Source organism: Chryseobacterium sp. Tr-659 (genome assembly GCF_011752975.1).
Taxonomy (GTDB): domain Bacteria; phylum Bacteroidota; class Bacteroidia; order Flavobacteriales; family Weeksellaceae; genus Chryseobacterium.
Genome location: NZ_VWWP01000001.1, coordinates 545889 through 569714 on the forward strand (window position 1 = coordinate 545889; position 23826 = coordinate 569714).

Annotated in this window: 20 protein-coding genes; 18 read left to right on the forward strand and 2 right to left on the reverse strand. The window is 35.4% G+C overall.

The genetic code is table 11. The features are described from left to right. Positions 1-7 precede the first annotated feature (7 nt). Together F3J23_RS02370 and F3J23_RS02375 are read right to left on the reverse strand one after the other, a co-directional pair. On the reverse strand, positions 8-295 hold the full coding sequence (locus tag F3J23_RS02370; RefSeq protein WP_167023511.1) for a hypothetical protein: 288 nt from the start codon (positions 293-295) through the stop codon (positions 8-10). A gap of 177 nt (positions 296-472) precedes the next feature. Next, entirely contained in the window at positions 473-1447 is a 975-nt protein-coding gene (locus tag F3J23_RS02375; RefSeq protein ID WP_041461620.1) for a ribonucleotide-diphosphate reductase subunit beta, read from the reverse strand. A 424-nt stretch (positions 1448-1871) separates the two neighbouring features. Here F3J23_RS02375 and F3J23_RS02380 point away from each other — a divergent pair, with 424 nt between their 5' ends. The 18 genes from F3J23_RS02380 to F3J23_RS02465 all read left to right on the forward strand — a co-directional run bounded on the left by F3J23_RS02380 (position 1872) and on the right by F3J23_RS02465 (position 23826). After that, positions 1872-2561, forward strand: coding sequence for an ABC transporter ATP-binding protein (locus F3J23_RS02380; RefSeq protein WP_167023514.1), 690 nt, complete (start codon positions 1872-1874; stop codon positions 2559-2561). A gap of 89 nt (positions 2562-2650) precedes the next feature. After that, entirely contained in the window at positions 2651-3880 is a 1230-nt protein-coding gene (locus F3J23_RS02385) for an ABC transporter permease (protein WP_167023518.1), read from the forward strand. 132 nt (positions 3881-4012) lie between these two features. Continuing rightward, positions 4013-5284, forward strand: coding sequence for an ABC transporter permease (locus F3J23_RS02390; protein WP_167023521.1), 1272 nt, complete (start codon positions 4013-4015; stop codon positions 5282-5284). A gap of 117 nt (positions 5285-5401) precedes the next feature. Then, positions 5402-6613 carry an efflux RND transporter periplasmic adaptor subunit gene (locus F3J23_RS02395; protein WP_185156422.1) on the forward strand — a complete coding sequence of 404 codons (1212 nt, stop codon included), beginning with the start codon at positions 5402-5404 and terminating at the stop codon, positions 6611-6613. A gap of 152 nt (positions 6614-6765) precedes the next feature. After that, positions 6766-7341 (forward strand): hypothetical protein, encoded by a 576-nt coding sequence (locus F3J23_RS02400; protein ID WP_167023524.1) that lies wholly within the window; start codon positions 6766-6768, stop codon positions 7339-7341. A 50-nt stretch (positions 7342-7391) separates the two neighbouring features. Beyond that, positions 7392-8918: a glycosyltransferase family 39 protein gene (locus F3J23_RS02405; protein WP_167023527.1), complete on the forward strand. Its 1527-nt coding sequence runs from the start codon at positions 7392-7394 to the stop codon at positions 8916-8918. Positions 8919-9049: 131 nt separating this feature from the next. Next, the gene (locus tag F3J23_RS02410; protein WP_167023530.1) at positions 9050-9952 is read left to right on the forward strand and encodes an NAD(P)/FAD-dependent oxidoreductase; all 903 of its coding nucleotides are present in this window, start codon (positions 9050-9052) and stop codon (positions 9950-9952) included. A gap of 152 nt (positions 9953-10104) precedes the next feature. Then, positions 10105-11370, forward strand: coding sequence for a serine hydroxymethyltransferase (glyA, locus tag F3J23_RS02415; protein ID WP_167023533.1), 1266 nt, complete (start codon positions 10105-10107; stop codon positions 11368-11370). A gap of 66 nt (positions 11371-11436) precedes the next feature. Next, positions 11437-11895, forward strand: coding sequence for a regulatory protein RecX (locus tag F3J23_RS02420; protein ID WP_167023536.1), 459 nt, complete (start codon positions 11437-11439; stop codon positions 11893-11895). A gap of 354 nt (positions 11896-12249) precedes the next feature. Next, a complete protein-coding gene (locus F3J23_RS02425) occupies positions 12250-14178 on the forward strand; it encodes a polysaccharide biosynthesis protein (RefSeq protein ID WP_167023539.1) in 1929 nt (642 codons plus the stop codon). A gap of 39 nt (positions 14179-14217) precedes the next feature. After that, positions 14218-15039 carry a polysaccharide biosynthesis/export family protein gene (locus F3J23_RS02430; protein WP_167023542.1) on the forward strand — a complete coding sequence of 274 codons (822 nt, stop codon included), beginning with the start codon at positions 14218-14220 and terminating at the stop codon, positions 15037-15039. Between the two features lie 7 nt (positions 15040-15046). Then, positions 15047-17446, forward strand: a complete 2400-nt coding sequence (locus tag F3J23_RS02435) for a GumC family protein (protein WP_167023545.1) — start codon at positions 15047-15049, stop codon at positions 17444-17446. Positions 17447-17448: 2 nt separating this feature from the next. Further along, entirely contained in the window at positions 17449-18741 is a 1293-nt protein-coding gene (locus F3J23_RS02440; protein ID WP_167023548.1) for a nucleotide sugar dehydrogenase, read from the forward strand. Between the two features lie 6 nt (positions 18742-18747). Next, on the forward strand, positions 18748-19938 hold the full coding sequence (lhgO, locus tag F3J23_RS02445; RefSeq protein ID WP_167023551.1) for an L-2-hydroxyglutarate oxidase: 1191 nt from the start codon (positions 18748-18750) through the stop codon (positions 19936-19938). A gap of 39 nt (positions 19939-19977) precedes the next feature. Further along, positions 19978-21105, forward strand: a complete 1128-nt coding sequence (locus F3J23_RS02450) for a DegT/DnrJ/EryC1/StrS family aminotransferase (protein WP_167023554.1) — start codon at positions 19978-19980, stop codon at positions 21103-21105. Positions 21106-21119: 14 nt separating this feature from the next. Next, positions 21120-21692 (forward strand): acyltransferase, encoded by a 573-nt coding sequence (locus F3J23_RS02455; protein ID WP_167023557.1) that lies wholly within the window; start codon positions 21120-21122, stop codon positions 21690-21692. Between the two features lie 11 nt (positions 21693-21703). Then, positions 21704-22717, forward strand: coding sequence for a Gfo/Idh/MocA family protein (locus F3J23_RS02460; protein WP_167023559.1), 1014 nt, complete (start codon positions 21704-21706; stop codon positions 22715-22717). A 2-nt stretch (positions 22718-22719) separates the two neighbouring features. Continuing rightward, positions 22720-23826, forward strand: coding sequence for a DegT/DnrJ/EryC1/StrS family aminotransferase (locus F3J23_RS02465; protein WP_167023562.1), 1107 nt, complete (start codon positions 22720-22722; stop codon positions 23824-23826).

Here is a 23826-nt window from a genome sequence, read left to right on the forward strand (position 1 = left end):
TTTTTTGTTATATTAATTGTAAAAGTTCTACTTTGTGGGATCCGTTTAGCCCGCTTTCATCTCTTAATTTTTGAAACTCTTTAAAAGACGGAACATTCAAAACTTCATGTTGAATTTCTTCATTGATATAGTTTGAATAATGTACAAAAGTAACGCCGTCTTCTTTTACAAAAACTTTATATTCAAATGCTGACTGATCTAAGTTTTTAAAATCATTCAAAAAAATTTGAATATTTTCTTTGTTGCGTGGAACGAACTCCGGATTTACGGTATAAGATACAATTACATTAATCATTTTTTGTGTTTGTGCTTATTTTTATTTAAAAAATTATCATTCTGAAAACAGGGAACCTATTATATTATATCAGATTCTTCATATTTGTGAACTCTGGTTTATTAGTTTTCAGCTTATATTCAGAATAGCAGAACGCTAATACGATCTGTTTTGACGCTCGCTTCGCTCGCGCTTCTATTAAAACAAATCGTTTGCTGTGATACTCTTATCGTGTTTAGTGTAGTCAACAGGTCTTTTCGCGAAGAAATCATCTAATGAATTGGCAAAAACTTCTTCCTCGAACCAAACCATGGGTCTGTATTGTTCAGGAGTAATGTTGTATCTTGTTTTCATGTTGATTTTCTTCAAGCTGTCATCCACACGGTATTTCATGAAGTTTAAAAGGTCTTCTTTGGAGACATTGTCGATTTCCCCCAATTCGAAGATCCAGCTAAGGATATCACCTTCTCTTGCGATGGATTCATCTACTAACGTGTAGATATCTTCAATATCGCTGTCTGTTAATAGATCAGGTTGTTCTTCACGAATTTTGTTAATCAGATAGATTCCTGCATTAGCGTGAATTTGTTCGTCTACGGAAGTCCATGCGATGATATTGGAAACATTTTTCATGAATCCTTTAAATCTTGTGAAAGAAAGGATGATGGCAAACTGAGAAAAAAGAGAAACGTTTTCCACCAAAATGCTGAAAAGTAATAATGCAGAAACATATTCTTTAGGAGTTGCGGAATTAGCATGCTTTAAGGCATTACCAAGAAACTCGATTCTTCCTTTTACGGCAGGAATCTCAATTACGTTAAGAAATTCGTCATTATATCCTAATACCTCTAATAAACGGGAATAAGCTTCAGAATGGCGGAATTCACATTCTGCAAAAGTAGATCCTAATCCATTGAATTCCGGTTTCGGAAGGTGGTTGTATAAATTTCCCCAGAATGTCTTTACAGACACCTCGATCTGTGCAATGGCTAGCAGCGCATTTTTCACAGCATGCTTCTCATGTGGTTCCAACTGCGAATGAAAATCCTGAACATCTGCAGTAAAGTCCACTTCCGAATGTACCCAGAACGATTTGTTGATCGCCTCTACGAATTGAAGAACCTCCGGGTATTCAAATGGCTTATAACTTACTCTTTTATCAAAAATTCCCATATTAAATATCTTTATAATTAAATAATTTAGATCTCTGTGGATAACGTTCAGGAAATACTTAACTTTTTGTTTATCTGGCAATTGTGGATTAAAGTTATTCACGCCTGCCAATTCATATTTCTTGTAAAGAACTAATGACAAAGTTCGAAAAAAAGAACTGATTTTAAAAGAGGTAAATACTAATCGACTGACTTTTAGCCGGAAAAGTTTTCCACATTTACATGAAAGGGGCTCGAATAATAGGCTAGACCACAATATTGAGGATAAATGTATGGAAATACGAAGTTACCGTTAAACAAAATTCTATAAAGTATTATAAATAAAGGATTAATTTGTTAAACAAAAAAATATTTGAATAAATTTTTATTATTGTAACAATTTGAAAATATCATCTACTTATTGGGTATAAAACATACATCACTTAATGTTAGTAATTCAGGATTTAAATAAGTCATACGATACAGGCAAAAGCAAGCTTCATGTTCTCAAAGGAATTAATCTGAATATTTCTGAAGGGGAGTTTGTTTCTATTATGGGAAGTTCCGGTTCCGGAAAGTCTACACTTCTTAATATTATTGGTATTCTGGACGAAAAAGATTCCGGAACCTATGAGCTGGATGGAGTTCCTATCGAACATTTATCAGAAGTAAAAGCTGCAGAATACAGAAGTAGATTTTTAGGATTTATTTTTCAGTCTTTTAATCTTATCAATTATAAAACGGCTTTGGAAAATGTAGCACTTCCTCTGTATTATCAGAATGTACCGAGAAAAGAGCGAAATCAGAAAGCAATGGAATATCTTGAAAAAGTGGGACTGGCACAATGGGCTAATCACCTTCCAAGTGAGCTTTCAGGAGGGCAGAAACAGAGAGTAGCCATCGCAAGAGCCCTGATTACAAATCCGAAAGTAGTATTGGCGGATGAGCCTACCGGAGCATTGGATTCCAAAACGACTCATGATATTATGAAACTACTTCAGGATATTAATAATGAAGGAAAGACCATCATTGTTGTAACCCATGAACCCGATGTTGCCGCCCAAACGAAAAGAAATGTAGTGCTGAAGGATGGGATTATTGAGAGTGATGAGTTTATTAAGCAGATTGTGCTGTAGATTAGTTAATTTGAAAATGAGATAATTTGAAAATTTAATGGATTTGTTTTTAATCTTTACATTTTTCAATCTTTAAATATCAATAAAAAATGTTTGACCTAGATCGTTGGCAGGAAATATTCAGTTCTATCCGGAGTAATGTACTTCGGACGGTACTTTCAGGGTTTACAGTAGCTTTGGGACTGTTTATTTTCATAGTACTTTTCGGAATTGGAAAAGGACTTCAGAATGCTTTCTCTGAAGGGTTTTCAGGTGATGCTAAAAACCTGATTTCCATTACTACAGGAAAAACTACATTGGCTTATAAAGGGTTACAGTCAGATCGAAATGTTACATTGAATAACAGTGATTATGATTTTCTTATTAACGCCGATAAGAAAAATGTAGGAGCTTCCAGTCCCCGATATAATGCCAGTTTAATGGTGAAGTATGGAAAAGAGAGTGGCGTTTATCAAGTACATGGAGCGGAACCTGGTGAACAGATCATTGAAAATCGAAAGATGATTGATGGAAGATATATCACTCCGCGAGATCTGGAAGGAAAACAAAATGTTGCCGTAATTGGTAGAATGGTTCAGAGAGACCTTATCAAGAATGGAAGCCCCGTTGGAAAAGAACTGGATATCAATGGAACGATGTTTAAAGTGGTGGGCGTATTTTCCGATGATGGAGGAGACTGGGATGAAAGACATATTACCGTTCCTATTACCACTTTACAGCAAATGAAAAAAGGTTCTGATACCGTAAGTATAGCCTACATCACGTACAGTGACAAACTGACACCTGATCAGGCTATCAAATACGGAGATGAACTGAAAGATAAATTAAAAGCAAGGAAAAGTGTTTCTCCTGACGATGAAAATGGAGTCCGTGTATGGAACAATGCTAAAAATATGAATGATACATTCACATTTATGGCGGTTCTTACAGCAATTGTTGGATTTATCGGACTAGGAACATTGCTGGCCGGGATCATTGGGATCAGTAATATCATGGTTTATATTGTAAAAGAGAGAACCAAGGAGATTGGAGTACGAAAAGCGATTGGCGCAAAACCAAGCGGAATTGTAGGTCTGATTGTTCAGGAAAGTGTCGTGATTACCGTGGTGTCCGGGCTTGTTGGAGTTGGAGTAGGTGTCCTTACATTAAACCTTATTGGGAACAGTCTTGAAGAATTCTTTATTAAAAGTCCAAGTGTGGGCTGGGGTGCCATTGTTATGGCATTTATTGCCCTGATTTTTTCGGGGTTGATTGCAGGATTTGTACCGGCATACAGAGCTTCAAGAATTAAACCGATTGAAGCACTGAGAACGGAATAGTGAAAAGGCTAAAAGGCAAAATTGCGAAATAGTAAAAAGGCTAAGGAAGCTGATAGGCTGAGATGGCTAAGAAATAAAAAGAATAAAAGGGGTATGTAAAGTACTCATGGTTTAAACTTATAACTCAGAAAGGTGAATATCATATTTAAAAAAGACACGTGGCAGGAGATCTATTATTCATTGAGGAATAATAAACTCCGAACATTTCTTACCATGATCGGCGTAGGATGGGGGATGTTTTTATATGTAAGCCTTCTGGGTGCGGCAAAAGGGATGGAGAATGGTTTTGATAAATTATTTTCCGGTTTTGCAACTAATTCAATTTTCCTGTGGGCACAGAAAACTTCTATTCCCTATGAAGGATTTCCTAAAGGAAGAGAAGTTCACCTGAACTTAACCGATATGGAAATGCTGAAAAGAAAAGTAACAGCCATAGATTATATATCGCCGCAAAATGCAAGAGGAAGCTTTACTGGAACTCCTGGAGAAGCAATGTCAAGAAACGGGAAAAATGGTACCTATTCGCTTACAGGAGATTATTCTGTGGGGAATAAAATTTCAGAAAAGAAACTCATCTTCGGGCGCTATATCAATGATGCAGATGTTTCAGGGAATAAAAATGTGGTGGTCATAGGAGAAGAGATTTATAAAAATTTCTTTGACTCTAAGAAAAAAGAAAACCCAATAGGAAAATCTATCAATATTAAAGGTTTATTCTTTAATGTAATTGGGGTTTTCCGTGTGAAAAAAGGGGGTGGATTTGAAAACGATCAAACGGCTTTTATCCCACTTTCCACTTATACAAAAATGTATAATGCAGGAGATCAGATTGATATGTTTGCCATTGTAAGTAAGCCTAATGCTAACGTTAATTCAGTGGAAGAAGATGTAAAACAGGTTTTAAAAACAAAGAATAAAGTATCTCCTGAAGATACCAATGCTTTCGGAAGCTTCAATCTTGGGAAAGAATTTAAAAAGCTGACAGGCTTTCTAACAGGAATGCAGCTGCTAACCATTATTGTGGGTACGCTTACTATTCTTGCAGGAGTTATTGCGATTTCGAATATCCTTTTGATCACGGTAAAAGAAAGAACCAAAGAAATCGGGATCCGAAGAGCATTGGGAGCAAAGCCGGCTGAGGTAAGAAATCAAATCTTGCTGGAAAGTGTTGTCATTACACTCTCTTCAGGATTAATAGGATTTATGTCCGGAATTTTTGTCTTGATGATTCTCAATGCTGTAACTCAGGGACAGGACTCGTTTCCATTTTATAATCCGAGCGTGAATTATGGAAACGTATTTGCCGCGATGGCTGTAATGGTGATTTTAGGACTGGTTATCGGGATGATACCAGCACAGAGAGCCGTGAAAATTAAACCTATTGAGGCATTAAGAACAGAATAATTAATTTGAAAATGAAATAATTTGGAAATTTGAAAATGAAGATGATCAGTCTAAAGTAAAGGATTAATCTTTTAGTTTTTAAATCTTTCAATCTTTAATAAAAAATAAACTATACATATGAAAAAGAAATTCACTTGGAAAAAAGCCATTTATATAGTGTTGGGGCTTTTATTTGCAGTGGCATTATTCTCAGGGCTTGGCTATTTTATAAAATCTAATTCTAAAGAAAGCGAAGCTTTCCTTACCCGTAAGCCTACCGTTCAGAATATGGATGATAAAGTAATGGCTACAGGGAAAATCGTACCCAAAGAAGAAATTGAAATTAAACCCAATATTGCGGGAATCATAGAAAAAATCTTAGTAAAAGAAGGAGATAAAGTAGAAGCAGGACAGTTAATTGCTACCGTAAAAATCGTTCCAAGCATCTCCGAAGTAAATGCTGCTCAGCAGGAAGTTCAGAATGCACAGATTCAGATCAGTAATGCACAGATGAATGTAGGGAATATGCAAAAGCAGTTTGAAATGCAGGATAGACTATACAAGCAGGGTGTAGCATCAAAACAGGAATTTCTTAATTCTCAACAACAATTATTTTCTCAGCAGCAGACTTTAAAAAATGCTCAGCAGCAATTAAATACAGCTCAAAAAAGATTGCAGATTGCAAAAACAGGAGCAACTCCTGAACTTAAAGGACAGGGGCTGGCTACTACCGAGATTCGTTCCAAAGCTTCAGGTACCGTACTTGAAGTTCCTGTAAAACCGGGAAGCCAGGTGATTGAAGCCAATAACTTCAACGCGGGAACTACCATCTGTTCTGTTGCAGACCTCAATGCATTGATCTTTAAAGGAGAAATTGATGAAGCACAGGCCGGGAAACTAAGCCAGGGGATGGATATGAACATCGTGATCGGAGCTCTTCAAAATAAAACTTTCCCTGGGAAATTGACAATGATTGCCCCTAAAGGAAAAGATAATGCAGGAACCATTAAATTTCCGGTAGAAGGAAATGTATCCAATCCTAATAATGAATACATCAGAGCAGGTTTCTCTGCCAACGGAGAAATTGTATTAAGCTCTCAGAAAAATGCATTGCTATTGGATGAGTCTTTAGTTCAGTACGAAAAGAAGCAAGGGAAAGATGTTCCATTCGTAGAAGTAAAACAAAAGGATGGGAAATTTAAGAAAGTATATCTGAAGCTTGGAGCAAGTGATGGTATCAATGTTCAGATTCTTCCGGGGTCAGAAATTACAAAAGACTCTGAAGTGAAAGTTTGGAATCCTTCTGATAAAGACAAAGAAGAATTGAAAGAAAAATCTAAGACAAAATAATAAACTTACACTATACACTTTAAACTGTAAATCCCGGAGGAATTGTTCTTCGGGATTTTTTTATTAAATTATTAGGTTAAATATATTAAATTGAAAGATGGTTTAAATAAATGTTGAATATTTGATTACATTTGATCATATTTTAATAAAAAATGTGCAGATACGCAGGGAAAACCTATAAATCACATTATGCCTGCTTTAAATGTAGAAAAGCATTTAAGCAGCCGGATGCAGACGATATTTTACGAAGGCTTAGAAAAGAAAAAGTATATCATGAACCTGATGGAAAATCAATTCGTAGGATAGGATATGTATTTACAAAAACAGAAACAGAAGAGCTGCAAAAAATTGTTTCAGAAATTGAAAATAGAACGATAAAATGTCCCGAATGCAGTAATATAATGGCTGATCTTGGGAAAGATTTCAAGGCTCCTAAAAAAACGGCAATCAAAGAATGGAAAATTATAGAAGGTCTTTTTAAAACAGGAAAATGCTTTCATACATGTGGTTGTGAGGGCATAGGCTATATCCCCAAAAGCCCTGGCGACTATAAAATTTATTTGAAAACCATGTTGCAGAGCTATCAGGAATCTTTGATCTCCTGTCAGAATAAACCTATAGAGACGTTTCCAGATAAAAATGAGGAGATCAATTATTGGTCAGACAAAATTCTCAAGATAAAAACAGAAATTATTGAGAATACATTCGAAAAAAGCATAACAATGTAATATAAATGAGATTTAAAGTGTCTTAATTTTAAAATTCAAACTATACCTCCATGAAAAAAGACTATTGGATTCTGTTTCTTTTTATCATTGCAAAGTTTGCTCTCCAATACTCACTGATTAGCCCGGAGTATGAACTTCACAGAGATGAATACCTGCATCTTGATCAGGCCAATCATCTTGCGTGGGGATATCTCTCAGTTCCTCCCGTCAATTCATGGCTGGCCTGGATGATTAAAATATTAGGAAATTCCATATTTTGGGTTAAATTTTTTCCAGCTTTATTCGGAGCTTTGACCATTGCACTGGCCTGGGAAATTGTTGAAGAACTCAAAGGAAGCTTATTTGCTAAAATACTTGCCGCTTCAGGTATTCTTTTTTCGGTACTCCTTCGGGTCAATATGCTGTTTCAGCCAACGTCTTTAGAAATCTTTCTATGGCTGTTTCTTTACTATAGTTTGATTAAATATTGTAATTCCCAAAAAGTAAAATGGATATACATAGGTGCAGTCATTTTTGGAATAGGGATACTAAATAAATACAATATTGCTTTTTCTTTATTAGGACTTATTCCCGCATTATTATTAACAAAGCAAAGAAAGATTTTTGTGCAGTCTCATGTGTATTGGGCCGCACTTTTAGCTTTAATTATTATTTTTCCTAATCTCCTCTGGCAGTATCAGAATCATTTTCCGGTTATTCATCATATGAAAGAGCTTTCAGAAAAACAGCTTGTTCATGTAGATAGGATGGATTTTATGAAATCTCAGATATTATTCTTTATTGGAACTGCCTTTGTAATTATTGCAGGCTGGGGTGCATTATTGTTGTATAAACCTTTTGAGAAATTCAGATTTTTCTTTTGGAGTTATCTCATTACGATCACTTTATTTTTGTTTTTTAAAGCAAAAGATTATTATGCAATAGGGCTCTATCCCGTGTATATTGCTTTTGGATCCGTTTTTCTTGGTAATCTATTTGAAAATGGGTGGAAGAGATTTTTGAAACCTGTCAGCATTCTCATTCCTATACTCTTATTTATTCCTTTGTATAGTGTAGCCTTTCCCAACAAAAGTCCCCAATATATTGAATCCCATCAGGATCAGTATAAGAAATTCGGACTGCTTCGCTGGGAAGATGGAAAAGATCATCCTTTGCCGCAGGATTTTGCTGATATGCAAGGCTGGAAAGAGTTGGCTCAGAAAGTTGATAAAGAATATTCCAAACTGTCCAAGTCTGGAAATACTATGGTGCTATGTGATAATTACGGACAGACCGGAGCTATTAATTATTATTCGAAAGCTGGAGTAACAGCAATGTCATTTCATGCAGACTATATTAATTGGATAGATTTAAGTAAAAAATATAAAAATGTTATCAGGGTAAAAGATGCGTCTGAAGCAGGAAAAGAACTTAAAGAATCCGGATCTTTCTTTGAAGTTTCAGAGTTAAAAGATTCCATTACCAACCCATATGCAAGAGAAAGAGGGACGGCAATTTTCAGCTTACAAGGAGCAAAAGTAGATATCAATAAAAGAATTCAGGATGAAATTGATGAGATTAAAAATGAATGGAAGTAGCAAGATAGAAAAACGATAATTGATTTAAAATATCAAGGAAATAGAAATTCGTTATTGCAATAATGTTGCGTTATTGGATTTTATGTTAACTTTGAACTATCAACTATCAACTATCAACTATCAACTGAACTATGGAAAACAAAAACTTTGATGTCATTATAATCGGAGGTAGCTACTCAGGATTATCTGCGGCAATGGCGTTAGGAAGATCATTAAGAAATGTCTTAATCATCGATAATGGAAAGCCCTGTAACAGGCAGACTCCTCATTCACACAATTTCATTACTCATGATGGAAGAACTCCGAAAGAAATTGCCAGCCTGGCAAAAAAAGACTTGGAAAAATATAATACGATTCGGTTTCACCAAGATAAGGCTGTAAAAGTATCACAACATAATGACGGGTTTGAAGTTGAAACAGAAGCCGGTGAAGTGTTCTCTGCTAAAAAGCTGATTGTGGCTACAGGGATAAAAGACATTATGCCGGATATTCCGGGGTTTGCAGAATGCTGGGGGATTTCCGTGCTGCATTGTCCTTACTGCCATGGTTATGAAGTGAAAAATGAAGCAACAGGTATTCTTTCTAACGGAGACATGGCTTACGAATTTTCAAAACTTATTTTTAACATGACAAAAGATCTTACCCTTTTTACTAATGGAAGAGCTAATCTTTCTGATGAGCAGAGAGAAAAATTGAAAGGAAATAAGATCAATATCAATGAAGATGAAATTGAAAGTATTGAACATGAAAATGGACATCTCCATAAAATGATCTTTAAAAATGGAAACTCTGTTGCATTGAAAGTTTTGTATGCGAAAATTCCTTTTGAACAAAATATCAACGTCGAAAATCTAGATTGTGAAATTACAGAGCAAGGGTTTATTAAAGTAGATGCTATGCAGAAAACTACAACACCGGGAGTTTTTGCCTGCGGAGATAATGTAACAATGATGAGGTCTGTAGCCAATGCCATTGCACAAGGAAATTTTGCCGGGGCAATGGTGAATAAAGAACTTTCGGATGAGGTATTTTAATGAATTATTTCAGCGAAATTTGAAGGCTGTAAAATAAAATTTACTTTTTTAATCATTTCATTGTTTGGTGTTTAAAAATCATTTTTCCAATACAGGAATCTCAGCGAAAATTCCGTACATTTGGGGAGAAAATTTCAAAAACTAAAAGTAAAATGGATATTATTTTCGACCTGATTGAAAAGGAAAGACAAAGACAAACCCATGGATTGGAGCTTATTGCATCAGAAAATTTCGTTTCTGAAAATGTAATGAAAGCAATGGGAAGTGTACTGACAAACAAATATGCTGAAGGATATCCCGGGAAGAGATATTACGGAGGATGTGAAGTAGTAGACGAGGTTGAAACTCTGGCTATCAACAGAGCAAAAGAACTTTTCGGAGTAGACTATGTGAATGTTCAGCCCCATTCCGGTTCTCAGGCGAATGCAGCCATTTATCTTGCAGTTTTAAAACCAGGTGATAAAATTATGGGGATGGACCTTTCAATGGGAGGACACCTTACTCACGGTTCTGCCGTGAATTTTTCTGGTATTCAGTATAACGTAGTTTCTTACGGAGTTCAACAGGAAACAGGTCTTATTGATTATGATCAAATGAGAGAGGTTGCTTTAAGAGAAAAACCAAAAATGCTGATCGCAGGTTTCTCTGCCTATTCAAGAGATCTTGACTATGCTAAGTTCAGAGAAGTTGCTGATGAGATCGGAGCAACACTTTGGGCAGATATCGCACACCCGGCTGGTTTAGTAGCAAAAGGATTATTAAATTCGCCATTTGAGCACTGTCATGTAGTAACTACCACTACTCATAAAACCCTGAGAGGACCAAGAGGAGGTATGATTATGATGGGGAAAGATTTCGAAAATACATATGGCCACAAAACGCCAAAAGGAGAAATCAAAATGATGAGCCAGGTGTTGGACGGAGCCGTATTCCCAGGTATTCAGGGAGGTCCGCTGGAGCATGTGATTGCCGGTAAAGCTGTGGCTTTCGGAGAAGCTTTGGATGGGCAGTTCGAAACTTACGCAAAACAAGTTAAAGCAAACGCTCAGGCATTATCAAAAGCAATGATCAACAGAGGTTTTGATATCGTAAGCGGTGGTACAGATAATCACCTGATGCTGGTTGACCTTAGGAATAAAGGAGTGAACGGAAAAGAAACAGAAAAAGCATTGGTACTTGCTGATATTACTTGTAACAAAAACATGGTTCCTTTCGATGATAAATCACCATTTACAACATCAGGTATCAGATTGGGAACAGCTGCTATTACTACAAGAGGACTTAAAGAAAATGATATGGATACTATTGCAGGTTTAATCTCTGAAGTAGTAGACAATATTAAAAATGAAGAGGTTCTTACATCAGTAAGAAAGAAAGTTAATGAATTAATGGAAGGTAAGGCTTTATTCAATTATTAATTAAGCATTACCATATAATATAAAGAATGGGCTCAAGCTCATTCTTTTTTTTTACAGATTGTACAGATGGAAAAGAAATCTTTTAGTTTCGAAGAAATTAAACAGAAACTGGTTAACTATTGTGTATATCAGGACCGCTGTCATGCAGAAGTAGAGCAGAAGATGAGAGAATTTCTGCTGATTGATGAAGCAAAAGAAGAAATTATCCTGTTTTTGCTGAAAGAAAACTTTTTGAACGAAGAAAGATTTACCCGAAGCTATATCCGAGGCAAGTTTTATATCAAACACTGGGGGAAGAATAAAATTAAAATGAATCTGAAACAGAAACAGATCTCTGAAAGGCTGATCAATTCATGCTTTGATGAAATTGATGATTCAGATTATGAGAAAACAATCAGAAAAATTTTTGAAGATTACTGCTCCAGGCTATCAGGAGTGAAGGAATATCAAAAAAAAAACAAGGCTATAAAATATTTAATGGGTAAAGGTTTTGAGTATGAGAAAATAAATGATACTTTTGACTGAAATATTAAAAAAACTTGAAAAATGGAAAACCAGATCACAATAAGAAACTGTCAGTTTGTTAAAAAGATTGATAAATAGATATTTAATACTTATTTTTAAAAATAAAGCAGCCGTAATAAAGGATTCTTACTAATAAATATCACCTTTTAAAGAGTTTTTATGGTATGGTTTTTGCCGGTAAGCTTTCCTGTATCAGATGAAATTGTTGGATTTCACAGATAACGCCATCAAATTTATTTTTGATTTCAATATATTGAGATAAATTTATTTATTTTTGCATGATTGTATCGGAGTTATCTTTGATCGGGTGATTAAATATTACATTTTAATTAAATATGGACACAAATACAGACAATGTACAATTCTCTTAGAAAAAAATTATTTGGAGGGGATAATGTTGTCAATCTCTCAGACGTAAGATATCTTCCTAGATGGATAATACTTATAATAGATATTATTATTCTGGTTATATCCCTGTTTCTTTCTACTTACATTATCGAGAAAATAACCAAGCAGGAGTTTATTTATCATGAAGATAAAAGCGTGATATTTGCCTTTATTATTCTGGTAAATACAGCTTTTATGTATGTCTTTAAGACTTATGCGGGAATTATTCGTCATTCTACATTTATAGATTTATTCAAACTTCTGATATCCTGCTTTTGTACCATGCTGGCGGTGGGAACAATCAATATGTTTTATTTCTGGACTACCGGAGGTAAGTTCATTCTGACTCCTTATCTGGTATTGTATTTTGTGATTTCATTTATGGGGCTATTCCTTTTCAGATTATATGTAAAAGAATTTTTCCATATTGTAAGAGAATACAGAAGGAGCGCACTGAAAAAAAGAATATTGGTTTTAGGAATTGATGAGCAGTCGATCGCCATAGCCAGAGCTATTCTTGATAATCCTAGTCTTCCGTATCAGGTAGTAGGGTTTCTTACCCAGCGAACAGACTCAAAAAGAGCCTCTTTATTGGGAAAACCTATCTATGAAAAGAAAAAAATAGAAGAACATACTAAAGAAGATCTTATTATTGATGGTGTTCTTATTGTAAAAGAAATGATGGCTAGAGATGAAGTAAATTCCTGGGTGAATTTGTTTCTGGAAAAAGATCTTCATGTTTTAAAAGCACCATCTGTACAAAAGCTAAGAGACAGTGATTTGGGAGGATCTATTAGGACACTTCAGATAGAAGACCTTTTGAATAGAAAGCCTATTAAAATCCAAAACGAAAAAGTAAAGAGCAGACACTATGATAAAACGGTGTTGGTAACTGGAGGTGCGGGATCTATTGGAAGTGAAATCGTGAGACAGGTTTCTAATTTTAATCCTTCTCTGATTGTGGTACTCGATCAGGCAGAAACACCACTTTACGAAATAGAACTTGAAATGAGAGAAAAATTTCCTCACATTGCTTTCAAGTTTGTTTTGGGGGATGTCTCCAATCAGCATAGAATGGAATCTTTGTTCCAGATGTATAACTTCTCAATGGTTTACCATGCGGCAGCCTATAAGCATGTCCCTTTGGTTGAAGAAAACCCACATGAAGCAATCTTTGTCAATATATTAGGATCGAAAATTGTTGCAAGATTATCCAGCAAGTATAAAGTAAACAGATTTGTAATGGTGTCTACAGATAAAGCTGTAAATCCTACCAATGTAATGGGAGCTTCAAAACGTGCTGCCGAACTCTTTGTACAGTCACTTCAGAATGTAGATGGAAATGTTACCAAGTTTATCACAACAAGATTTGGAAATGTTTTGGGGTCTAACGGCTCTGTGATTCCTCACTTTAAAAAACAGATTGAAGCAGGTGGTCCTGTAACGATTACCCATCCGGATATTGTAAGGTATTTCATGACAATTCCTGAAGCCTGTGAACTGGTTCTTCAGGCTGGAACCATGGGTGAAGGAGGGGAGATCTTTGTCTTTGATATGGGAGAACCGGTTAAAATTCTTGATCTGGCGAAAAGAATGATTAAATTATCAGGTTTTGAACCTAATATTGATATTAAGATAATCTATACAGGATTAAGACCCGGTGAGAAACTGTATGAAGAGCTTCTAAGTGATGATGCAAAAACACTTCCTACACATAATGAAAAAATCATGGTCTCTAAAGATCCGTCAATGGGATTTGAGGAAATAGACTCACTAACCAAACAAATCACTAAAGCATCTTTAAGAAGAGATAAAGTGGAAGTGGTAAGAATTTTGAAAACAATAGTTCCAGAATTCCGGAGTAATAATTCCATATATGAAGCTCTGGATAAATAGAAAAAATATAAATGTATATTTGTACAATTTTAAAATATAATGAGAGGTAAAATATTGACACTAGTACTGGCATCGTCTTTGGTTGTTTCCTGTAAAGTCAATCCCAATGCTAAGAACGATTTAAATTATATGCAGAATATAGAGCAAGTGGCCATCAGTGCTTCTGCTAAGAATTCTGTCAACACAATTCAAGTGGGGGACCAGCTTATCATCCTGATCACTGCGAAGGATATGGATGTTGTAAAACCTTTTAATCAGAATTATTCTTCATCAGAGCTTATCCAAACTAACGCTACAGCAGGAGGGAATACACCTAACCAAGGAGCCACTACATTGGCTGGACCTAGCTATATTGTAGATGCCAATGGAGATATAGATTTTCCTGTGTTGGGAAGACTGAGTACTTCAGGGAAAACTTTAGTAGAATTTAAAGACGAGTTGAGAACAAGAATGACAAAATATGTTATTAATCCAACAGTCAATGTTAAACTTGCTAATTTTAAAGTTACTGTATTAGGTGAAGTCAATAGACAGGGAGATTATACTGTAGTGAACGGGCAGGCTACGATTCTGAATGCTCTGGGGCTTGCTGGTGATTTGACGCAGTTCGGAAAAAGAGAAGATGTTTTGGTAATTAGAACTGAAAATGGAGAAGTTACCCATGGACGTGTAAACCTTCAGGATGCCAATTTAATCAACTCTCCTTACTATAATCTGAAACAAGGTGATGCCATAATTGTTTCTTCTAATAAAGTAAGAGATCTTACCTCTAAACAAAACCCAAATACAACTCTTTATCTTACAGCAGCATCTATTGCAGTAACGGCAATAGCAGTAGTAATAAGTTTATTTAAGAAATAAAAAATTAATGAGCAGCCAACAGTCTTCCCCATCTTTAGAAGTAGAAAATAATTCAAACAATATTGATATTAATGAAATAGTAAGGCCCTATTTACGGAAATGGCCATGGTTTATACTTAGTGGCCTGATAGCTTTGATTATAGGATATGTTTCATTAACATTTATGACTCCAATTTACAATGTACAAACTACAGTACTAGTAAAAGATGCGAAAAACTCATCATTGCCGATGAATAGCGAGATAGGAGTGCTTCCTGATTTTTCAGGTTTTGGAGGCCTAAAGACTAATAGTATAGCCAATGAAATTGAGATACTTAAGTCTAAAAAATTGATGCGAGATGTTATCATTAATAAAAATCTCCAGGTCGATATTTTTACAAAATCTAAGCTTAGAAAAATCGAATTGTATAAAGAAACTTCTCCAATTGAAGTTAAGGTTATCAATGAAAAACCAAGTAAAAAATCCCTTAATGTTGTTAAACTAAAAATAGAAGGGAATAAGGTTACAGTAAACCTGGGTAAGTCTCATAAAGAGATAGTTACCACATATGGTAAGACGATTGGACTTCCTTTTGCTAATATAATCATTACAAAAAATCCCAAGTATAATTCTACTGCGGTAAATGAAGGAGACATAAATAATTTAGAACTTTATATTTCAACTATAGAGAATAAAGTAAGTCTTTTGCAAAAGGTTCTTGGGGTAAACTTAATTAACAAAGAGGCAACTGTATTGAAACTAGAGATGAGTTATCCGCAGATTTCAAAAGCAGAAGACATTCTTAACACTTTAGTAATTGCTTATAATAATGATGCTATTTTGGATAAAAATTCTGAATCCAGAAAAACATTAGATTTTATTGAAGATAGAATTAAGAAACTTACAGGGGAATTAGGAGATGTAGAAAATGAGAAAGAGACCTTTAAATCAAAAAATAAACTTACGGATCTTGAGACAGAGGTTAAAATTGATTTACAAAGTTCAGCTTCTGCAAAAGCAAAACAATTAGATGTAGATGCACAACTTGAATTAACGAATTCATTAATTGGATTTGTGTCCAAACAAGGCCAATATCAGGCCTTGCCGTCTAACGTAGGACTTAATAATCCAGAAGCAACTTCAGGAATTTCAACCTATAATCAAATGATTTTGCAAAGGAATAGATTACTTGAATCTGCAACAACTGAAAATCCAGCTGTAGTAGATATTACAAAACAAATTAATGTAATGCGTAATTCTATTGTACAAAGTTTACAAAGAAATAGAGAAGGATTAGAACTTGCCAGAAATGAATATCTTGGAGAACAAAACAAAGTTTCCGGAAAGATTTCCAGGCTTCCATCTATTGAAAAAATATTCAGAGGTATTGAAAGACAACAGCAGATTAAAGAGAATCTTTATTTGCTATTGCTACAGAAAAGAGAAGAAACAGCTATTGCTCAGTCTATTAATGCTCCAAAGGCAAAGGTGATAGATGTAGCCTATGCTTCTCCTATTCCAGTAGCTCCAAAGAAGAATATAATCCTTATTATTGCATTATTATTAGGGCTTTTAATTCCCTTTATCATAATTTATTTATTACAGCTTTTCAATAATAAAGTTGTTTCTAAACATGATCTTGAGAAACTTATTCAAGTACCTGTAATTGCAGAATTACCAAGTCTTGAAAAAGGTGATTCTGAAATTGTAAAAGTAAATGATATTACTCCTATGGCAGAAGCCTTTAGAATTCTTATTACCAATATGAATTTCATGCTTCCAAAGGATAAAACTGGTGGAAAAGTGGTGTTTGTAACGTCAACGGTAAAAGGAGAGGGTAAAACATTTACATCCGTAAATTTAGCTTTGACATTGGCTAATCCTAAAAAGAAAGCGATCATTATCGGTTCTGATATCAGAAACCCGCAGTTGCAAAGATATAACCCTGCAAGAAAAGGCTTAATTGGTCTTACAGAATATCTTTATTCTGATGATACCAAAATGGAAGATATCATTCATGTTTCATCTTTCAACCCATATCTGGATGTAATTTATTCTGGAATGATTCCGCCAAACCCAACAGAACTATTGTCTAATGGGCGTTATGAAGCATTATTAGATGAACTTAAGTCCAAATATGACTACATCATTTTAGATACTGCACCATTGCTTCTTGTTACAGATACATTCCTTATCGCAGATTTATCTGATGTTACAATTTATGTCTCCAGATCTAAATATACAGAAAAGCCATTATTAGAGTTCGCAAGGACAAATATTGAACAAAAGAAGATCCGAAATGTTGGATTCGTACTTAATGATGTAAACAGAGAAAACTTAGGATACAGTAATAAATACGGTTACGGTTATAATAATCAGGTAGAACAAACACTATTTCAAAAAATAAAAAATAAACTTTTTAGTTAATAATGAAAACTTATAAAATAGCAGTTATTGGACAAGGATATGTAGGGCTTCCGCTATCACTGGAATTTGCATCTCATTACCCTGTATTAGGATTTGATATCAATGCACAGCGTGTTGAACAGCTTAATGACGGACATGATATTACTCTTGAAGCAGACCTTGATAAACTGAGCAGCGGCCTTGAAAGATTTAAAGAATCAAATGGAACTATTGGATATAGATCTACCAGCCAGCTTTCTGAAATTTCAGATGCAAATGTTTTTATTGTAACTGTTCCTACACCTATCGATAAATATAACGCACCGGATCTTAACCCTTTAATCTCTGCATCAAAAATGTTGGGAGAAATTATCAAGAAGGGAGATATCATTATTTATGAATCTACTGTTTTCCCAGGATGTACAGAAGAAGAATGTGTTCCGGTTCTGGAGAAATATTCCGGACTGAAATTCAATGAAGACTTTTTTGTAGGGTATTCCCCTGAAAGAATCAATCCGGGAGATAAAGTAAATACGCTTACCAGTGTAAAAAAAGTGACTTCAGGATCTACAGAAGAAATAGCAGAAGAAGTAGATCATCTTTATAAAAAAATTATTACAGCAGGTACGCACAAAGCACCTAGTATTAAAGTAGCAGAAGCTTCAAAAGCTATTGAAAATGCACAGAGAGACGTTAACATCTCTTTTGTTAACGAGCTTGCATTGATCTTCGATAGAGTGGGTATTGATACCAACGACGTATTGGAAGCTGCAGGAACAAAATATAACTTCCTTAAATATAAACCGGGATTAGTAGGGGGCCACTGTATTTCAGTAGATCCATATTATCTCGCACATAAAGCCGAACAGCTGGGATATCACCCGGACGTTATCTTGTCTGGAAGAAGAGTAAATGATTCAATTGCGAAATTTGTTGCCTCTAAAGTAGTGAAACTTCTTATTGCAAAAGGAGGAGTGATTAAAGATTCAGAAGCTCTGATTTTAGGAGTTACCTTTAAAGAGAACTGCCCAGATGTAAGAAATACAAAGGTGGTAGATATTTACAGAGAACTTTCAGATTATGGAGTTAATGTAGATATTTATGATCCTTGGGCAAGCAAAGAAGAAGTGAAGCATGAATATGATATTAATATTCTTGATGCACTTATCGAAGGAAAAAAATATGATTCACTGATCATTGCTGTTTCCCATAACGAATTCCTTGAAATGGATCTGAATACCCTGAAAAAAGATAATGCAGTGGTATTCGATACCAAAGCATGTTTAGACAGAAATTTGGTAGACGCAAGACTATAATAGAGAATGAATTATGATATTGTAATCGTTGGTGCAGGTTTAGTGGGATTGGCTACCGCTTATCAGGCTAAACTTAAAAATCCTGATTCTAAGATCCTTATTTTAGAAAAAGAAAAAGATGTTGCATTACATCAGTCTGGGCATAACAGTGGAGTAATTCATAGCGGAATATATTACAAGCCGGGAAGCCTTAAAGCTACAAACTGTATTGAAGGCTATCATTCGGTGATTGATTTTGCAGAAAAACACGGGATCAGATATGATTTATGTGGTAAGATTATTGTAGCTACTTCGCAGGAAGAACTTCCGCTGCTTGATAATATCTACAAAAGAGGAGTTGAAAACGGTCTTCAGGATCTGAAATATCTTTCCAGAGAAGAATTCCGTGAAATAGAACCTCACTGTGAAGGAATAAAAGCCATCAAAGTACCGCAGACCGGTATTATAGACTATCCGGGAGTTGCTAAAAAGATCAAAGAATTGTTTGAAGAACTTGGCGGAGAAGTGAAGTTTAATAACGAAGTAAAAAACATTATCAACAATAATTCTGAAGTGATTATAAAAACAGATCACTCGGAATTCAGAGCTAAGAAATTAATTTCCTGTGCCGGGCTTTACTCAGATAAAATCACAAAAATGACTAACGAAAAGAATGATGTGATCATCATTCCTTTCAGAGGAGAGTATTATAAAATAAAAGATGAAAAAAAGCATCTTGTAAAACATCTTATTTACCCTGTTCCCGATCCTAGCTTTCCATTTCTGGGAGTTCATTTTACCAGAATGATTGATGGAAATATTGAAGCAGGCCCTAATGCAGTCCTTGCTTTCAGAAAAGAAGGATATAAGTTTTTTGATTTTGATTTCAATGAAACAATGCAGACCCTTACATGGCCTGGTTTCAGAAAAATTGTTGCTAAGTATGGAAAAACAGGTATGGGAGAAGTTCACCGCTCTCTTTCCAAAGCTGCATTTACAAAAGCATTGCAAAAATTGATGCCTGAAATACAGGAAAGCGACCTTGTAACAGGCGGTTCAGGAGTAAGAGCACAGGCTTGTGACCGCAATGGAGCATTAATTGATGATTTCGATATCGTGAAAAACGGAAATATCATCCATGTCAGAAATGCACCATCTCCGGCAGCAACATCTTGTTTTGCTATCGGAAATAAGATAAGTGATCTTGTAGAAAAATAAAACTAGACTTTCTGTATGATATCCAAAACAGATATAAATATGAAAATTCAAATGGTTGACCTGAAAGGTCAATATCAGAAGATAAAAAATGAAATTGATGCCGGAATTCAGGAATGTATTGATAATACGGCATTTATTAATGGTCCTGCAGTAAAAGAATTTCAACAGGATTTTGAAAAATATCTAAACGTAAAACACGTTATTCCTTGTGCAAATGGTACTGATGCCTTGCAGATCGCAATGATGGCATTGGATCTGAAACCAGGTGACGAAGTGCTTTGTCCTGCATTCACTTATGTTGCTACAGCAGAAGTTATTGGCCTTTTAGGGCTGAAACCTGTTATGGTAGACGTTGATGAAAATACTTTTGACATTGAATTGAATGGGCTGGAAGCATATTTAACTCCCAATACAAAAGCAATTGTTCCGGTTCATTTATACGGGCAAAGCGCGAACATGGAGAAAATTGTTGAGTTTGCACAAAAACACAACCTTTTTATTATTGAGGATAATGCACAAGCTATTGGCTCAGATTACACTTTCTCAGACGGAAGTGTTAAAAAAACCGGAACCATCGGACATATAGGATGTACATCTTTCTTTCCTTCAAAAAATCTGGGATGTTATGGAGACGGTGGAGCATTGATGACCAATGATGACGATCTGGCACTAAAGATAAGAATGATCGCCAACCACGGCCAGCAAAAAAAATACCACCATAAAGTTTTGGGATGTAACTCAAGATTGGATACCATTCAGGCTGCTGTTCTTAAAGTGAAACTAAAAAAGCTTGACGAATATTCAGAAGCCAGAAATAAAATGGCTGCTTATTATGATGAAAACCTTACCGGTATCTCTGAAATTCAGATTCCGGAAAGAGCAAAACATTCCACTCATGTTTTTCACCAGTATACATTAAGAGTAAAAAATGGAAAAAGAGATGAATTGCAGCAATATCTTGGTGAAAAAAATATTCCAAGTATGATTTACTATCCGCTTCCGTTATATAAGCAAGAGGCTTTTCAGCAGTATGTAGCAGAAGGTTTTAGTCTTCCGGTTACAGAAATGCTTTGTTCAGAAGTTCTTTCACTTCCTGTACATACAGAATTTGATCAGGAATCTTCAGATTATATTATTGCGGAGATCAAAAACTTTTTTAACTCATAACAATCGATAAAATTATGTCGGATTTTTTTGCACACGAAACAGCAGTTATAGACGAAGGCTGTACAATAGGAGCCGGAACCAAGATCTGGCACTTTTCCCACATTATGCCGGATTGTGTTTTAGGAGAAAAATGTAATATTGGCCAGAATGTAGTAGTTTCACCTAAAGTAGTTTTGGGAAAGAATGTAAAAGTTCAGAATAATGTATCCATTTATGAGGGTGTTACCTGTGATGATGATGTTTTCCTGGGACCTTCTATGGTTTTTACAAATGTGATCAACCCAAGAAGTGCAGTTAACAGAAAAAATGAATACCTAAAAACTCACGTTGGAAAAGGTGCTTCCATTGGAGCCAATGCAACAATTGTTTGCGGACATGATATTGGGAAATATGCATTTATTGGAGCCGGAGCTGTGGTTACAAAAGAAGTTCCGGATTATGCTTTGGTCGTAGGAAACCCGGCAAGACAAATGGGCTGGATGAGTGAATTCGGACAGCGTCTTAATTTCAATGAAGAAGGTATTGCTGTATGTGAAGAAAGCGGAGAAGAATACAAATTAGAAAATAATAGAGTTTCGAAAATTTAAAAGAATTGCAGATGTCTGAAAAAATAAAATTTGCAGTAGTAGGCTGCGGGCATATCGGGAAAAGACATGCCGAAATGATCACCAGAAACGAAGAATGCGAGCTGGTAGCCCTGATAGATGTAAAAGATAAATCTGTTCTAGGAATTGAAAGTTATAATGTTCCTTTTTTTGCATCTTTAGATGAATTTCTAAAGTCGGGAATTGAAGCAGATGTAATCAATATCGCTTCTCCGAACGGTTTCCACTTTGAGCAGTCTTATAAGGCAATTGATGCCGGAAAACATATTGTAGTAGAAAAGCCTATGGCTTTAAACAAACAGGATGCTGAAAAACTTATTTTCCAGGCCCTACATAAGCACAAGCAGGTTTTTGCTGTAATGCAGAACCGTTATTCTCCACCTTCTGCATGGGTAAAAGAGATGGTAGAGAGCGGAAAGTTGGGAGAAATATATATGGTTCAGCTTAACTGCTACTGGAACCGTGATGACAGATATTACAAGCCAGAATCATGGCATGGAAAACTAAATCTGGATGGAGGAACTCTTTTCACCCAGTTTTCTCACTTCATAGATATCATGTACTGGTTATTCGGTGATATTACGAACGTCCAGGCAAAATTTGCAGACTTTAATCATGCCAATCTTACTGATTTCGAAGATTCAGGATTTGTTAGCTTTGACTTTGTAAATGGAGGAATGGGATCTTTAAATTATTCCACTTCTGTATGGAACCAGAACCTTGAAAGTTCTATGACTATCATTGCTGAAAATGGAGCTGTAAAAATCGGTGGGCAGTATATGGACAAAGTAGAAGTTTGCAACGTAAAAGATTACACGATGCCGGAATTGCCACCTACAAACCCAGGGAACGATTACGGAGCATACAAAGGTTCTGCAGCCAACCACCACTATATTATTGAAAACGTAGTGGATGTGTTGAAAGGCAGAAATACCATTACTACCAATGCCCTTGAAGGCCTGAAGGTAGTGGATATTATTGAAAGAATTTACCAATTAAAAAACTAATTATGTTGTCAAATTTTGTTCCGCTGGCAAGCCCGGATATTAATGAAACTGACATTAACCGTGTAGTTGATGTTTTAAAATCAGGAATGCTGGTACAGGGAGAGAATGTAGGTTTATTAGAAAACTTCTTCTCTAATTATTTGGGAGCAGCTCATGCTTCTGCTTTAAGTAACGGTACTTCTACTTTACATCTTGCCCTTGTTACTTTGGGAATAGGCCCTGGTGATGAAGTGATTATACCTGCATTCAGCTATGTAGCAACAGCAAATGTAGTAGAATTGGTAGGAGCAACATGTGTTTTTGTAGATATTGATGAAAATACATTCAATATTGATGTTACGAAAATAAAAGAAGCCATCACTCCAAACACAAAGGCTATCATTCCTGTTCACGAATTTGGGTTAGCTTGTGACATAGAAAGTGTGATGAGTATTGCCAAAGAGCATAATCTGTATGTTATCGAAGATGCAGCATGTGCTTTAGGAGCGGCTCAGAATAATAAAAAAGTAGGAACATTTGGTGATTTTGGATCATTCTCACTTCATCCGCGTAAAAGCATTACCAGTGGAGAAGGAGGAATTCTGACAACAAATAATGCTGATTATTCTGCTAAAATAAGAATCTTGAGAAATCATGGTATTGAAATGCAGGATGGTAGAATGGAGTTTGTAGAAGCAGGATATAACTACAGAATGACAGATTTTCAGGCTGCTCTTGCTCACAGTCAGATTCAGAGACTGGATAATATTCTTGAACTGAAGCAAAAATTAGCTGATATCTATTTTTCGGAAATTAAAAATTCAAAGATAATTTTACCGGTTGTACCTGAGGGGAGAAACCATACATGGCAGACTTTCCACATTTTGATTGACGACAGCCTACAGCAGAGTGAAGTGCTTGAATTTTTAAGAAATAATAAAATTGGGGCCAATTATGGGGCTCAGTGCATTCCTGCGATGAAATACTTTGCAGACAAATATAAATTAGACTATAAAGAAAAATTTCCGAATGCCTACAGAGCATACTCTAAAGGAATTGCAATACCATTATACGAAAAACTTACAGAAGATACTGTTTATAAGATCTCACAAATAGTAAATACAATATAA